15 protein-coding genes and 5 tRNA genes are annotated in these 14361 nt (G+C 74.2%); 8 read left to right on the top strand and 12 right to left on the bottom strand.

The features are described from left to right. Positions 1-2: 2 nt before the first annotated feature. The gene (locus ET471_RS15260) at positions 3-581 is read right to left on the bottom strand and encodes a DUF3000 domain-containing protein (protein ID WP_129189693.1); all 579 of its coding nucleotides are present in this window, start codon (positions 579-581) and stop codon (positions 3-5) included. Between the two features lie 210 nt (positions 582-791). On the opposite strand from ET471_RS15260, the gene gndA reads away from it, so the two are divergent. From gndA to cuyB, 4 genes are read left to right on the top strand one after another with little or no spacing between them, the layout of a single operon-like run. Continuing rightward, the gene (gndA, locus tag ET471_RS15255; protein ID WP_129189690.1) at positions 792-2243 is read left to right on the top strand and encodes an NADP-dependent phosphogluconate dehydrogenase; all 1452 of its coding nucleotides are present in this window, start codon (positions 792-794) and stop codon (positions 2241-2243) included. Next, complete coding sequence (locus tag ET471_RS15250) at positions 2240-3562, top strand: carboxylate--amine ligase (protein ID WP_129189688.1); 1323 nt, start codon at positions 2240-2242, stop codon at positions 3560-3562. The genes gndA and ET471_RS15250 overlap by 4 nt, the downstream gene beginning before the upstream one ends. Next, positions 3559-4902 (top strand): carboxylate--amine ligase, encoded by a 1344-nt coding sequence (locus ET471_RS15245; protein WP_129189686.1) that lies wholly within the window; start codon positions 3559-3561, stop codon positions 4900-4902. The genes ET471_RS15250 and ET471_RS15245 overlap by 4 nt, the downstream gene beginning before the upstream one ends. Beyond that, positions 4899-5639, top strand: coding sequence for a cysteate racemase (cuyB, locus tag ET471_RS15240; protein WP_129189684.1), 741 nt, complete (start codon positions 4899-4901; stop codon positions 5637-5639). Before ET471_RS15245 ends, cuyB begins: the two co-directional genes overlap by 4 nt. A 15-nt stretch (positions 5640-5654) precedes the next feature. Here cuyB and ET471_RS15235 read toward each other — a convergent pair whose 3' ends face one another. Continuing rightward, positions 5655-6176 carry a hypothetical protein gene (locus tag ET471_RS15235; protein ID WP_129189682.1) on the bottom strand — a complete coding sequence of 174 codons (522 nt, stop codon included), beginning with the start codon at positions 6174-6176 and terminating at the stop codon, positions 5655-5657. 48 nt (positions 6177-6224) lie between these two features. Continuing rightward, positions 6225-7025, bottom strand: a complete 801-nt coding sequence (locus tag ET471_RS15230) for a dihydrofolate reductase family protein (RefSeq protein ID WP_129189680.1) — start codon at positions 7023-7025, stop codon at positions 6225-6227. Positions 7026-7084: 59 nt separating this feature from the next. Between ET471_RS15230 and zapE the strand changes: the two genes are divergently transcribed. Further along, positions 7085-8143, top strand: coding sequence for a cell division protein ZapE (gene zapE / locus ET471_RS15225; protein WP_129189678.1), 1059 nt, complete (start codon positions 7085-7087; stop codon positions 8141-8143). 60 nt (positions 8144-8203) lie between these two features. Here zapE and ET471_RS15220 read toward each other — a convergent pair whose 3' ends face one another. Then, positions 8204-9115: a PPK2 family polyphosphate kinase gene (locus ET471_RS15220; protein WP_129189676.1), complete on the bottom strand. Its 912-nt coding sequence runs from the start codon at positions 9113-9115 to the stop codon at positions 8204-8206. A 62-nt stretch (positions 9116-9177) separates the two neighbouring features. After that, positions 9178-10728, bottom strand: coding sequence for an alpha-amylase family protein (locus ET471_RS15215; RefSeq protein WP_129189674.1), 1551 nt, complete (start codon positions 10726-10728; stop codon positions 9178-9180). A 174-nt stretch (positions 10729-10902) separates the two neighbouring features. Here ET471_RS15215 and ET471_RS15210 point away from each other — a divergent pair, with 174 nt between their 5' ends. Further along, entirely contained in the window at positions 10903-11148 is a 246-nt protein-coding gene (locus ET471_RS15210) for a hypothetical protein (protein ID WP_129189672.1), read from the top strand. Between the two features lie 27 nt (positions 11149-11175). On the opposite strand, the gene ET471_RS15205 is transcribed toward ET471_RS15210, so the two are convergent. The 4 genes from ET471_RS15205 to ET471_RS15190 all read right to left on the bottom strand — a co-directional run bounded on the left by ET471_RS15205 (position 11176) and on the right by ET471_RS15190 (position 12126). Next, positions 11176-11454, bottom strand: coding sequence for a hypothetical protein (locus tag ET471_RS15205; protein WP_129189670.1), 279 nt, complete (start codon positions 11452-11454; stop codon positions 11176-11178). A gap of 53 nt (positions 11455-11507) precedes the next feature. After that, the gene (locus tag ET471_RS15200) at positions 11508-11834 is read right to left on the bottom strand and encodes a DUF2277 domain-containing protein (protein WP_129189668.1); all 327 of its coding nucleotides are present in this window, start codon (positions 11832-11834) and stop codon (positions 11508-11510) included. A 98-nt stretch (positions 11835-11932) separates the two neighbouring features. Further along, a tRNA-Val gene (locus ET471_RS15195) sits at positions 11933-12007 on the bottom strand. Positions 12008-12053: 46 nt separating this feature from the next. After that, positions 12054-12126: transfer RNA gene (locus ET471_RS15190), tRNA-Gly, on the bottom strand. Positions 12127-12285: 159 nt separating this feature from the next. Here ET471_RS15190 and ET471_RS18695 point away from each other — a divergent pair. After that, positions 12286-12828, top strand: a complete 543-nt coding sequence (locus ET471_RS18695) for a hypothetical protein (RefSeq protein WP_242496320.1) — start codon at positions 12286-12288, stop codon at positions 12826-12828. A gap of 13 nt (positions 12829-12841) precedes the next feature. Here ET471_RS18695 and ET471_RS15180 read toward each other — a convergent pair. The 3 genes from ET471_RS15180 to ET471_RS15170 all read right to left on the bottom strand — a co-directional run bounded on the left by ET471_RS15180 (position 12842) and on the right by ET471_RS15170 (position 13152). Further along, positions 12842-12916, bottom strand: a tRNA-Val gene (locus ET471_RS15180). 49 nt (positions 12917-12965) lie between these two features. Further along, a tRNA-Cys gene (locus tag ET471_RS15175) sits at positions 12966-13036 on the bottom strand. 43 nt (positions 13037-13079) lie between these two features. Further along, a tRNA-Gly gene (locus ET471_RS15170) sits at positions 13080-13152 on the bottom strand. A 105-nt stretch (positions 13153-13257) separates the two neighbouring features. Between ET471_RS15170 and ET471_RS15165 the strand changes: the two genes are divergently transcribed. After that, entirely contained in the window at positions 13258-14346 is a 1089-nt protein-coding gene (locus tag ET471_RS15165) for a chorismate-binding protein (protein ID WP_129189666.1), read from the top strand. Positions 14347-14361 lie beyond the last annotated feature (15 nt).

Below are 14361 nucleotides of genomic sequence, written 5' to 3'. Positions count from 1 at the left end.
ACCTACCGTATGCCGGTTCGCCGGGAGGTCAGCGCCGTGACGCCGTCCGGCAGGGGCGGCAGCCCGCCCGCCGTGGCCATGAGGTCGACCCACAGGTGCAGGTGCGTGCCCAGGTCCGTGTCCGTCGGCGTCCACGAGGCGCGCAGCTCGAGGTCGACGGCGTCGGGCGTGCCGGACAGGGCGCCGAAGCTCGTGGACAGGACGCGCGTGACCGTGCCGCCGAGCGCGAGCACCTGGACGCCGGCGTCGTCGAACGTCTCGGTGACCCAGCTCCACGCGACGTCGCCGAGCAGCGGGTCGGCGGCCATCTCGGGCTCCAGCGTCGCGCGGACCAGCGTGACCACGCGGAAGTCGCCCTGCCAGGTCTCCTGGCCGGCAGGGTCGTGCAGGACGACGAAGCGGCCCGTCGCGAGCTCGAGCCCGCTGACCACCACCTCGCCCTCCAGCGCCGCGCTCCACGGCGCGACCCGCCCCGGTCCGGGCACCTCCTCGAGATGCACCTCAGGGCGGAGCCGCGGCCTGCGCATCGACTGCAGCGCGGCCGCGAACCGGTCGGGGATCTCCCGTCTGTCCGAGGTCACGGGTCCACGGTAGGCCGCGCCACGGGCGCCGGCGGGCCGCCTCGCCGCACTGACCGCGACGTCGCGCCCGGATCGTGACCTGGGGCGTCGGCGCGCCCGCGCGCCCCACTAGGCTGGGTCAGGTTGCGCCGCCCGCGCCCTCGACGTCGCCGGGCGCCGCCGAGACGCGACGACCGCAGTAGCACGCAGCACAAGGGAGCCGACGAAACGATGAGCGAGACCACGACGACGGGCACCGCGCAGATCGGTGTCACCGGCCTGGCGGTCATGGGCCGCAACCTGGCCCGCAACTTCGCCCGCCACGGGTACACCGTGGCCGTGCACAACCGCAGCTTCGCCAAGACGCAGTCCCTGGTCGACGAGGCGGGCCACGAGGGCGCCTTCGTGCCGTCCGAGTCGATGGCCGACTTCGTCGCCTCGCTCGAGCGCCCGCGCAAGGTCGTCGTCATGGTCAAGGCCGGCGGCCCGACCGACGCCGTCATCGAGGAGCTCGTCCCGCTCCTGGAGGAGGGCGACATCGTCATCGACGCCGGCAACGCCCACTTCCCCGACACGATCCGTCGCGAGCGGGCGCTGCGCGAGCACGGCCTGCACTTCGTGGGCACCGGCGTCTCGGGCGGCGAGGAGGGTGCGCTCAACGGCCCGTCGATCATGCCCGGCGGCACCGCCGAGTCGTACAAGTGGCTCGGCCCGATCCTCGAGGACATCTCGGCCAAGGTCGACGGCGTCCCCTGCTGCACGTACGTCGGCCCCGACGGCGCCGGCCACTTCGTCAAGATGGTGCACAACGGCATCGAGTACGCCGACATGCAGCTCATCGCCGAGGCGTACGACCTCATCCGCCAGGCGACCGGCGCGTCTGCCGCGCAGATCGGCACGACGTTCGAGGCGTGGAACGCGGGCGACCTCGAGTCGTTCCTCATCGAGATCACCGCCGACGTGCTCCAGCACGTCGACGCCGAGACGGGCAGCGCGTTCGTCGACGTCATCCTCGACCAGGCCGAGCAGAAGGGCACCGGCCGCTGGACGGTGCAGAACGCGCTCGACCTGGGCGTGCCGATCACCGGCATCGCCGAGGCGACGTTCGCCCGCGCCCTCTCGGGCTCCGTCCCGCAGCGCGAGGCCGGCCGCGCGGCCCTGACCGCCGACGCCGCCGCGTGGGACGTGGCGGACAAGGAGGCGTTCGTCGAGGACGTCCGCCTGGCCCTGTACGCCTCGAAGGTGGTCGCCTACTCGCAGGGCTTCGACCAGATCGCCGCGGCGTCGGCCGAGAACGGCTGGGACATCGACCGCGGGGCCATGGCCCGCATCTGGCGCGGCGGCTGCATCATCCGCGCCCGGTTCCTCAACCGCATCACCGAGGCGTACGAGCGCAACCCGGAGCTGCCGCTGCTGCTCGCCGACCCGTACTTCGCCGACGCGGTCGCCCAGGGCGTCGCGGCCTGGCGCCGCGTCGTGGCCGCCGCGGCCACGCACGGCGTGCCGGTCCCGGCGTTCTCCTCGTCGCTCGCGTACTACGACGGCGTCCGGGCCGAGCGTCTGCCCGCCGCGCTGATCCAGGCGCAGCGCGACTTCTTCGGCGCGCACACCTACCGCCGCGTCGACAAGGACGGCACGTTCCACACCGAGTGGTCCGGCGACCGCACGGAAACGGAGCAGTGAACGAGTCCGTGTCGCACCCCGTGACCTCTCCCGCGGCGGCCGTGCGCCCCGTCATCGTCGGCTCCGACATCGGCGTGTACGCCCTGGCGCGCTCGTTCCACGAGCGCTACGGGGTGCGCACCACGGTCGCCGCGTTCGCCGAGCCGGGCCCCATCGCGGGCTCGGCGATCATCGACCTCGTCCTGTGCGGGACGGGCGCGCAGGAGATCGTCGCCGCGCTGACGCGGGTCGCCGAGCAGCACAAGGCGGCGGGTCGCACCGAGACCCTGATCGCGCTGACGAACATGGACTGGGTGGTCGTCATCCTGGCGCACCACCGCGCCGAGCTCGAGGCCGCCGGGTACGTCGTGCCCTTCGCGGACTCCGCGCTCATCGACCGGATCAGCGACAAGGCCGAGTTCATGGCCGCCTGCACCGAGCTGGGCATCCCTGTGCCCGCGACGGTGGTCCAGGACTTCGCCCACGCCGCCGACCCGGCGTGGCAGCCCCTGCCGGTGGGCTTCGCGTTCCCCGTGATCGCGAAGCCCGCCAGCAGCGCGGACTACCACGACGTGCGGTTCGCGGGGAAGAAGAAGATCTTCGAGATCGCGACGCCCGACGAGCTGGAGCGGCTCTACGCGAGCCTGCGGGGCGCGGGCTTCCGGGGCCGGTTCCTGGTCCAGGAGATGATCCCGGGCGACGACACCCAGATGCGCTCCGTGACCGCCTACGCGGACACGTCGGGCCGCGTCACGCTGCGCTGCAGCGCGCGCGTGCTGCTCGAGGAGCGCACCCCGGCGGCGCGCGGCAACCCCTCGGCCATGATCGTCGAGCGCATCGACCCGATCCTCGACGCCGCCCAGCGGCTCCTCGAGCACACGGGCTGGCGCGGGTTCGCGAACTTCGACGTCAAGCTTGACCCGCGCGACGGCGTCTTCAAGTTCTTCGAGCAGAACCCGCGCATCGGGCGCAACAACTACTACCTCACCGCCGGCGGGCAGAACCCCACCGAGGTGCTGGTCGACGACGTCGTGCTCGGGATCCGCCGCGCGCCCGTCACGGCCGAGCGCGAGGTCCTGTACTGCGTGGTGCCGCGCTCGCTGCTCAAGCGCTACGTGCTGAACCCGGTTCTCAGCGCCCGCATCGTCCGCCTCATGAAGTCGGGCCGGGTCGTGCACCCGCTGCGCTACCAGGCCGACGCGGGCTGGCGCCGCCGCCTGTACGTGCTCACCGCCCTGGTCAACCACGTGCGCAAGTACCGCGAGTTCTACCCGCTCGAGGCCCTGCGCAAGAACTACGCGGCCAATGCGCCGACGCCCGTCTCGGAGAGGAAGGCATGACCCGCCGTCCGCAGCACGTCGCACCGTCCACCCGGCGGAGCGGTGCCGGCGCCCGGCGCCTGCAGCCCGTCGTCCTCGGCGGCGACATCGGCGCCTACTCGCTCGCCCGCGCGTTCCACGAGGCGTTCGGGGTGCGCTCGCTGGTCATCTCCGGCGCGTCGACGGGGCTGGTGCGCCACTCGCGCATCCTCACCCACGTGGTCGAGCCCGGCATCGACGACCCGGAGGCGATCGTCGCGCGGCTGCGCCAGGTCGCCGACGAGCACGCCGACGCCGACCTCGTCGTCGTCGCCTCGGCCGACTGGCTGGTCGGCACGCTCGTGGCCAACAAGGACCGGCTGACCGACCGCTACGTGGTGCCCTACGTCGACCTGCCGCTCTTCGAGCGGCTCACCGACAAGGAGGAGTTCGGGGCCCTGTGCGCGGAGCTCGGCATCGCGCACCCCACCACGGTCGTGCACGACGTCGCCTCGATGACGGAGGGCGGCGGGGAGCCCGACACGAGCGGGCTCGTCTTCCCCGTCATCGCGAAGGCGGCGAGCTCGGCGGCGTTCCACGACGTCGAGTACGCGGGCAAGAGGAAGGTCCACGCGGTCGACACGCGCGAGGAGCTGCTCGACCTGCTCGGCAGGGTCCGCGACGCCGGGTACCAGGGCGCGTTCATCATCCAGGACTACATCCCGGGCGACGACTCCGGGATGCGCATCCTCACGTGCTACTCCGACCAGCACGGCAAGGTGCGGTTCTCCGCGTTCGGGCACGTGCTGCTCGAGGAGCACGCCCCCGGTGCGCTCGGCAACCCGGCGGGCATCATCACGCAGCTCAACCCCGAGGTGGTCGCGCAGGCCACCCGGCTGCTCGAGCACGTCGGCTGGACCGGGTTCGCGAACTTCGACCTCAAGTACGACCCGCGCGACGGCCGCTACGTGTTCTTCGAGCTCAACCCGCGGCTCGGGCGCTCGCAGTTCTACATCACGGCAGCGGGCACGAACGCGGTGCGGTTCTACGTCCACGACCGCCTGCGCGGGCTGGACCCGGAGCCACGCGCGGTGCTCGGCACGAACGCGCCGGTGAACGGCGACGGCGCCCTCGACCGCGAGCACCTGTACACGGTGCTGCCGGGCGCGCTGCTGCTGCGCTACCTGTTCGACCCGCGCCTCAAGGCCCGCACGCGGCGCCTGCTGCTGACCCGCAAGGCCACCAACCCGCTGTGGTACCGCGCCGAGTGGCACCCGAAGCGCGTGGCGTACCTGCTGGTCGCGCAGCTCAACCACTTCCGCAAGTACGGCCGCCACTACCCGGTGGCCGAGGCGCGCGCCCGGTGGGAGGCCGGCCGATGAGCCAGCCGCTGGTGGGCGTGCTCGGCGGCGTCGGGCCGCTCGCCACCGCGTACTTCCTCCAGCGCGTCGTCGTCTCGACGCAGGCGGAGCGCGACCAGGACCACGTCGACCTGCTGGTGCTCAACCACGCGACCATCCCGGACCGCACGGCGTTCGTGCTCGGCGCCTCGCCCGAGGACCCGGGCCCGGTGCTCGCGGCGGACGCGCGCCGCCTGGAGGGGTTCGGCGTCGACTTCCTGGTCATGCCGTGCAACACCGCGCACTACTTCACGCAGCAGGTGCTCGAGGCGATCACGGTGCCGTTCGTGTCGATCATCGACGTGACGGTGGCCGCGGCGCTCGAGCGGGCGCCGGGGCTCGGCGCCGTCGGCCTGCTCGCCACCGCGGGCACGGTCGCGTCACGGGTGTACCACGACGCGTTCGCCGCGCGCGGCGTCGAGGTGCTCACGCCCGACGGCAATGACACCGCGGGCGACCAGACGATGATCAACTCGATCATCTACGACCAGGTCAAGGCGGGCCTGCCCGCCGACGTCGACGCGCTGCGGGCCGTGGCCGCGCGGCTCGTGGAGCGCGGCGCCGGCGTCGTCGTGCTGGGGTGCACGGAGCTGTCCGTCGCGGCGGTGGACCACGACCTGCTCGACGAGGCGCCGTTCCTGGACTCCATGGACGAGCTCGTGCGGGCGACCGTCGTGCGCGCCGGCCACCAGGTGCGGCCCCGGGCCGAGCAGGGCTGAGACGCCGCAGCGGCCTCAGCCGATCTCGGACGTCCCGGCGTACAGGTGCAGCACGGGCACCTTGAGGGCGTCGCGCGCCCGCGACGCCCAGTCCGCGTGGAACGTGTCCGCGTACGCGTGCGGGTACGTCACGACGACGACCTCGCGCACCTCGCCGGACGCCACCGCCGCCCGCAGCGCGGGCACCGGGTCGTCGTCCGTGACGACGCCCTCGGCGGCCATCCCGGCCGCGTGCAGCCCCGCCAGCGACGTCTCGAGCTTCTGGGACGCCGACGCGGCGGCGAGCTGGGGGTCGGGCCGGCCGCCCGTCAGGTCGGCCCACGCCTTGCGCAGCTCGCCCGTGCCGACGTGCTCCAGGAGCGACGTCAGCAGGTGCCGCTCCGTCTCCGCCGGGACGAGCACCCGGAACGCGACCGGGTCGGGGATGCCGTCACCGTCCGGGTCCCGGTAGATGTCGAGCACGTGCTCGACGTCGGCGGCGCTCAGCGCGGCCTCGGTCAGGACCAGGACGACGTCGGACGAGGCTTCGGTGCTCATGCCGCGAACCTAACGCGGGCGGGGCGTCCCGGCACGGGCGTGTGGCGCTCAGGCGCGTGGCACGAGCCAGCGGGCCAGGAGCGTCCCCGTGCCGGGGGCGTGGAGCAGGTGCCCGAGGCGTGCCTGCGGCGGCGTGGCGGCGGGCGCCTCGCCCGCGACGATCCTGCTCGCGCCGGGTCCCACGAGCAGCGGCGCCGTCGTCACGCACAGCTCGTCGACCCGCCCGGCGGCCAGCAGGTCGGCCAGGAGGTGCGGGCCGCCCTCGCACAGCACGCGTGCCAGCCCGTGCTCGGCGAGCGCCGCCAGGCCCGCGGCGACGTCGACGTCCGAGGCGTGCGGCGGGGCGGCCCCCGCGTGCGGGCCCGCGGCGTCGGAGGTGTCACCGGCCGTCGGGACGACGATCACCCGCTCCGGTGGCAGCGCCGCGTGCGCCGCCGCCGCGCCGCGCGCCCCCGTGATGACGAACGGCGGCCGCTCCGCCTGCGCGAGCACGGGCGGCACGTCGCCGCTGCGCGTGACCAGCGCCAGCTCCAGCGGCGCCTCCCGCAGGTGCTCCAGCCCGTCCGGGCGCCCGAGCTGGGTGTACTGCTCGGCCCGGGCCGTCCCCGCCCCGACGACGACGACGTCGGCCAGCGCCCGCAGCACGCGGAACACCCGCCAGTCGGCGGCGTCGTTGATCGACCCCGAGACGTGGTCCGGACCCCACGCGCCGCCGTCCACCGACGCGATCATGTTCGCCCGCACGACGCCGGGCGCGTGCGCGTAGAGGGCGAGCAGGTCGGCCTCGGCGTCGTCGGGCGGCACCGGGCGGGACTGCGGGACCAGCAGGGTCAGCGCGGGCAGGGGCATGGGGGCAGTGTCCCACCTCACACCCGGGCACGTGCTGACAGCGCGTAGTCTTGACGCCCGTGACGAGCGCCACGATCGACCCCGCCGACACCGACGTGCACGGCCCGGCGTCCCTCACGGCAGTCCGGCCGGCGGCCTCCCCGCAGCGCCTCCTGGCCGACCTCGTACCCCCGCGGCACTTCACCGACGCGCGCTTCGACACCTACCGCGCCAACCCCGCGTTCCCCAGCCAGGGCGCCACGCTCGCCCGGCTGCGCGAGGTGGCCGACGCCGTCGCCGCCCCGCCCCGCCGCGGCCTCTTCGCCCGCAAGACGCCCACCGCTCCCGCCGTCTATCTCGACGGCGGCTTCGGCGTTGGCAAGACGCACCTGCTCGCCTCGCTCGCCCACGCGGTCGGCGTCGAGCACACCGCGTACGGCACCTTCGTCGAGTACACCAACCTCGTGGGCGCGCTCGGCTTCCAGAACACCGTCGCCGCCCTCGCCGCCAAGAAGCTCGTCTGCATCGACGAGTTCGAGCTCGACGACGCCGGCGACACCACCCTCATGAGCCGCCTGCTGCGCGAGCTCACCGACCGCGGCGTGGCGCTCGCGGCCACGAGCAACACGCTGCCCGAGGCGCTGGGGGAGGGCCGGTTCGCCGCCGAGGACTTCCTGCGCGAGATCCAGGCGCTCGCCGCGCGCTTCGAGGTGCTGCGCGTGGACGGCGACGACTTCCGGCACCGCGCCGTCGTCACCGACTCCCGCCCGCTGCCCGCCGACGTCGTCGAGGCCTACGCCGCCGCACGCCCCGACGCCACGTGCGACCGGTTCGGCGACCTGCTCGACCACCTCGCCACGGTGCACCCGAGCCGCTACGGGGCGCTGCTCGACGGCGTCGGGCTCGTGGCGCTCACGGACGTCGCGCCGGTGACGCGCGTCGAGGTCGCGCTGCGGCTCGTCGTGCTCGTGGACCGGCTGTACGACAACGACGTGCCGGTACTGCTCGCGGGCGGCGGCGAGGACGCGCTCTTCACGCCCGAGATGCTGCGCGGCGGGTACCGCAAGAAGTACTTCCGGGCGCTGTCGCGGCTCGGGGCGCTGGCCGAGGACGGCCGGGCGCTCGCCTCCGCGGCCTGACGCCGCACGGAGCGACGGCGGCGGCCGCTGCGGTGCTCCGCCCGGTGTCGGGCGCCGCCCTCAGGACTCCGCGAGCAGCGTCTTCTGCTCCTCGACGTCGAAGTCCGCCGGCGGCCAGCCCAGGTCGAGCGCGCGCAGGGCGCCGAGCAGCAGCTCGGTGACCGCGAGGCGGGCGAACCACTTCTTGTCGGCGGGAACGACGTGCCAGGGCGCGACGTCGGTGGACGTCCTCTCCAGCATCTCCTGGTACGCGTCCAGGTAGTCGCCGAACCGGGCCCGCGTCTTCAGGTCGCCGGGGTTGTACTTCCAGTACTTGTCGGGCCGGTCGAGCCGCTCGGCCAGGCGGGCCTTCTGCTCGTCCTTGGAGACGAACATCGCGACCTTGACGATCGTGGTCCCCGCCGCGGCGAGCTCGGACTCGAAGGCGTTGATCTCGTCGTAGTGGGCCCGCCACGTCTCCTCCGGCTCGAGGCCGTCGACGCGCACGACGAGCACCTGCTCGTAGTGCGACCGGTCGAACACGCCGATGTACCCGGGCCGGGGCAGCGCGTTGCGGATGCGCCACAGGTAGCCGTGCGACGCCTCCTCCGCCGTCGGCACGCCGAACGCGCGGTGCATGACGCCCTGCGGGTCCACGAGCCCGACGACGTGCCGCACGATGCCGCCCTTGCCCGCCGTGTCGAGGCCCTGGAGGATCAGCAGCACCGACCGGGTGCCGCCGGAGCGGCCGTCGGCGAAGAGCCGCTCCTGGAGCTCGCTGAGCTCGTCGGCGTGCGCCGCCACGAGCTCCTCGCCGTCGCTCTTGTCGCCGTCGTAGCCCGGCGCGGAGTTGCAGTCGAGCCCGCGCACGTCGAGGTCCTTGTGCCACCGCAGCGCGCGGGCAGGGGAGTCGGTCCACTTCTTCTCGAGGTCGCGCAGCGCGTCGTCGTCGCGCGTGGACTCCAGGTCGTGCTTGCTGTGACGTCCGCTCATGGGTCCTTGCCGCTCCTCACCAGGCACGTCGGTCGTATGGGCCGGAGCGTAACGCCGGGTGTTCACCCCCGCGCGCGAAGCACCGCCGTCGTCCGGCCAGGAAGCTGCAGCCGGTTCCCGACGACCCGTGCCTGCGGGGACCACGCCGCGCGCAGCTGCCAGGCCCGTCCGGGCAGCACCTCGTCGAGCGGGACGGACGCCGGCGCCGCCGTCCACGCGAGCGCGAGGACGCTCGCCCCGCGCCGTGCGAGGAGCGTGGTGCCGTGGCTGCGCAGGTCGAGACCGAGCGCCAGGTCGGCCAGGGCGACGGCCCGCGCCCTGGCGAGCGTCGCGCACCAGGCGCGGAGCCGGGCGGCGTCGGCGGACTCGTCGGCGACGGGCAGGTGGTCGACGTCGAGGACGAGCGGGGTGCCCGCGAGCATGGCGAACGCGAGCAGGCTCGCGCGGGCGTCCAGGTCCGGCGGGGGCGCGTCCTCGCCCGGAGTCGCCCACGGCATGCCGCGGCGCGCGCCGGGCAGGCGGGTGATCGTCCCCACCGTGCCCGTGGCGTGCTGCGCGGTGTGCCGCCCCGGGCGTCCCCGCCGGTCGTCGCGCACCGACAGCCGCCCGGCGGGCGTGAGCAGCACCGAGAGCTGCCGCAGGTCGTCGACCGCCGTGGGGTCCGGCGGGCCGTCGGGGGAGAGCAGCCGGTGCACGGCCCGCGTCAGGCGGTCCGACCGGCCCGGGCCGTCGACGAAGAGCGTCAGCGGCCGGCCGAGGTCGGTGGAGACGCCGACCGTCGCCGCGGCGAGCTCCGCGACGTACGGCACCCCGGAGCGGCCGGCGAGCGCGTCGGCGTCGAGGGAGAGACCGTCGACGTGCAGCTCGCGGAACCACCGGTCGGCGTCGGCGGTGAGCCAGTCCCGCACCCCGCCGTTGCCGCTGCCCGCGAGGTTGAGCCGCCCGTCGACGGCGTACGGGCCGAACCGGTCGAGCCCCAGCCGCGACCCGGCCGCCCAGCGGTGCGGCGGGGTGAGGACGACGGCCAGCCCGTGCGCGTGGGCGGCGTCGACGAACCGCGCGAGCCCCACCACCCCGCCGAGCGGCTCGTGCACCGCGAACAGGCGGACACCGGCCTCCGGCCCTGCGACGTCGTCGTACGCGCACACGGGGGCGAGCTCGACGCCGCGGACGCCCGCCGCGGCGACGCGCGGCAGCAGGCCGACGGCCGCGTCGAACGTCCCCGCGGGCGTCGCCGTCGCGACGTCGAGGTGCAGCAGCACCCCGGTGCGGACGTCGGGCGGGTGCCAGGCGTCGTCGGTCCAGCCGGCGAGCGGCTCGAGCACCCGGGACAGCCCGGTCACCCCGTCGGGGAACCACGTCCCGGTCGGGTCCGCCAGCGGGGTGCCGCCGTCGATCGACCAGCCGAACTCGGTGCCGTACGCCATCTCGGTGTCGCCGCCCCAGTAGCCGGGCTTGTGGGCCCCGACCAGGCGCAGGGCGTGCCGCTCCGGCACGCCGGGACCCACGACGACGACGTCGACGGTCCGGGCGTGCGGAGCCCATACGATCGGGCGTGTCCCGGGCCACGAGATCATCGGCCCGGGCTGGGCAGGCCGTGCCCCGGTGCTCACCACGTCACCGTAGTGGTGTGTCATGAGAACGGCGCCGCGGGCGCGACCCGGCGCGCCGTCGGGGTCCGTGCGAGGACGGCCACGCGCGGCCTCCCGCCTGCGGCGACGCGCCGCGTTCGGCCACGGACGACGCGGCGCGAGCACGAGGGCGGCGGTGTGCGCCAGAATGGGGGCATGAGCGACGGCGGCGTGAGCACCCCGAGCACCACCGAGCAGGAGAACCGCGTGCAGCGGCTCCTCCAGGAGTCGATGGCGTCCGCGGGGCGGATCGCCCTGGCCGCGCCGAGCCGCAACCCGGACTCCGACCCCCGCTCCGGTGGCGACGCCTCCAAGGCGCCGACGTCGCTCTCGGCCGTCGAGCTGCACCCCATCGAGGGCGACTCGTCGGGCAAGTCCTGGGACGACCCCGACGAGCTCTGACCGCGCCGCTGCGTCCGCCGAGCCCGCTCAGCGCGGCCGGCGGTCCACGGCGACGGGGATGAGTCGCGGCATGCCGGCCGGTGCCACCTCGCTCACGGCGAGGTAGCGCGCCTCGGCGCGATGCAGCCGGATGTGCTCGTCGAGCGACCACTCCGGCCCGTTGGTGAGCACCATCCCGCACGAGCAGTCGATCTCGACGACGTCGCCGGGCAGCCGGCGCAGGTCGCCCACGGTCGTGTGCGAGGCACGGGCCGCGGCCTTGGCGCGGTGCATGGTCACGGAGACGGCGGGCTCGTTCAGGTCCACGCCCGCGAGCCTAACCGCGCCGCGCGGCGTGCCGGTGCGTGGGGCGCCGCCGATCAGTGCGTGTGGGCTATGCCGAGCTCGTGCAGGCGCTCGTGCTCCTCACGTTCGCGCATGCGCGCGGCGATGCGAGCCTTGACCTCCTCGCGGCGCAGCGGGGGCAGGTTCTTCGGCGGCACCTTGCGCTCCGGCAGCTCGGCGAGCAGCGCGTCGACGATCGCGGCGATCTCCGTGGTGGCCCGCTCGCACGGCTCCCGGGACGCCGCGGCGGCGCTGCGCTGCACCCCGGTCACCTTGCGGACGAACTGCTCCGCGGCGGCGCGGATCTCCTCGTCGGTCGCGGGCGGCTCGAGCCCGCGCAGGGTGGTGATGTTCCGGCACATGCTCCCGACGCTACCGCGCACGAGCCTGTGTGATCCTGGTCGCAGACGCAGAAAACCCCCGCAGACCGCGTTGCCGCTGGTCGACGGGGGTGTTTCGGTGGTGGGCGATACTGGGATCGAACCAGTGACCTCTTCCGTGTCAGGGAAGCGCGCTACCGCTGCGCCAATCGCCCGAAGGCCTGCCCTGAAGGTCCGAGGACCGATTCGAGGCGAACCGAGAGCGGATGACGGGACTCGAACCCGCGACCCTCACCTTGGCAAGGTGATGCTCTACCAACTGAGCCACATCCGCAGAACCCTCTGCTCGAGGATCTCTCCTCGGCGTCCGGCACCTCCGGAACTCTAGACGACCAAGGGCCGTGAGGTCCAATCACACCGCTGTGACCAGGCTCTCTGGGACGATCCGCGCCGCCCGGGAACGCGCTGCACGCCGCGTCACAACGGTTGGCAGATGGGGCAGAAGTACACGTTGCCGCCCAGGAACGCCGAGCGGACGATGCCGCCGCCGCACTGCGGGCACGCCTCGTCGCGGGTCTTCGCCGACGGTCGCGTACCCGCCGAGCGCCCGGCCGTCGTCGAGCTCGGCGAGGAACTGGTGCTTCGCGGGGCGGAGGGCGCCGGTGTCGAGGAGCCGGACGCGCGCGCCGTCGACGAAGGCGAGGCGCCGGTCGTCCGTCTCGATCTCGACGTGGCCGGCGAAGGACTCGGCACCCGTGATCCGCTGGCCGGTCAGGCGCGCCCCGTGCGTGGCCGCGTCCCTGGCGTCGACAGCGAAGCCGTGCGGGCTGGACCCGGCGACGGCCGAGACAGTCTCGCGGCCGACGAGTGTCTCGCGGGCCCGGCGGCGAGGGTCGCGGCCTCGGGGATCTCCAGCATGGTCTCGAGGCTAGGGGCGTGGGCCCGGGGGGGCGCGCTCCTCGTGTGGTGGCGCCGCCCCGATCCTGGCCCGGATACGTCGAAAGGCCGTCCCGGATTGCTCCGAGACGGCCTCTGACCTGCTGCAATGCTGGTGGGCGATACTGGGATCGAACCAGTGACCTCTTCCGTGTCAGGGAAGCGCGCTACCGCTGCGCCAATCGCCCGTACCTGAGCCTGCTTCCCCTCTCGGGGCGCATCGCTTCTCAGGGTGCGAGGTGGGTACGGGATTCGAACCCGTGTGTACGGCTTTGCAGGCCGCTGCCTCGCCTCTCGGCCAACCCACCTTGAGACGTGCTCTCCTCGAGAGACTCGAGGAGTGGGCCTCCGAGCGGATGACGGGACTCGAACCCGCGACCCTCACCTTGGCAAGGTGATGCTCTACCAACTGAGCCACATCCGCGCGGCCGTTCACCCTGGGGCGTCCGGCGCATCCCGAACATTAGTTGACCGGCGGCGGGAACGTCCAATCGCCGCCTCCAGCCCGGGGGATCGTTAGCGTTCTCCCGTGCCCATCTCCCCGTCCTGGGCCCGGTTCGCGGGCCGGCTCGCCGTCGACGTCGTCGAGTGCGTCGACGTCGCGCGCGAGCCCGAACGGCTGCGCTCCGGGCTGTGGTTCGTCGTCGTCGACTTCGAGGCGGACCTGGGGGGCGGGACCACCGGACGCCCTGGTCGGGCGCGTGCGTGGCGCTTCGCGTCCGTGCACCAGGAGGCGCCCGACGACGCGACGGAGGGCGCCTGGACCGGGCCGGCGTCGGACGCCTGGACGAGCTCGATGGACCGCGCCGGCTACGAGGCCGCCGTCGAGCACGTGCGCGAGCACGTGCTCGAGGGGGACGTGTACCAGGCCAACGTCTGCCGGGTGCTGTCCGCCCCGCTGCCCGCGGCCGACGACGGCGCGGAGCCGAACGCCGCGGCCCTCGCCCGCGTGCTCGGGGCGAGCAACCCCGCCCCGTACGCCGCCGCGATCCACGTGCCGGCCGGGGGCGACGTCGAGCCCGTCTGGGTGGTGTCGGCGTCGCCGGAGCTCTACCTGTCGCTCTCCGGCGGCGTGCTCGCCACGGGACCCATCAAGGGCACGGCGCGCACGCCCGACGGGCTCGGCGCCAAGGACCGCGCCGAGAACGTCATGATCACCGACCTGGTGCGCAACGACCTTCAGCACGTGTGCCTGCCCGGCACCGTCGAGGTGACCGACCTGCTCGCCGTCGAGCACCATCCCGGGCTGGTGCACCTGGTCTCGCGCGTGCGCGGCCTGCTGCGCGCGCCCGACGCGCCCGACCTGTGGGCGCAGGTGCTGGCCGGGACGTTCCCGCCCGGGTCGGTGTCGGGGGCGCCGAAGTCGTCGGCGCTGCGGATCATCCGGGCGCTCGAACCCGTGGCTCGCGGGCCGTACTGCGGAGCCGTCGGCTGGGTGGACGGGGACGCCGGGACGGCGGAGCTCAACGTCGGGATCCGGACGTTCTGGTGGGACGACGGCGTGCTGCGGTTCGGCACCGGGGCCGGGATCACCTGGGGGAGCGACCCGGCGGCCGAGTGGCGCGAGACGGAGCTCAAGGCCGCACGGCTCGTGGGGCTGGCCTCCGCTGCGCGATGAGTCGGGCGCCCCGGC

Source organism: Xylanimonas protaetiae, assembly GCF_004135385.1.
Taxonomy (GTDB): Bacteria; Actinomycetota; Actinomycetes; order Actinomycetales; family Cellulomonadaceae; genus Xylanimonas; species Xylanimonas protaetiae.
The sequence above is the reverse complement of the archived record's forward strand: the minus strand, read 5'-3'. Positions and strand labels throughout refer to the sequence as shown.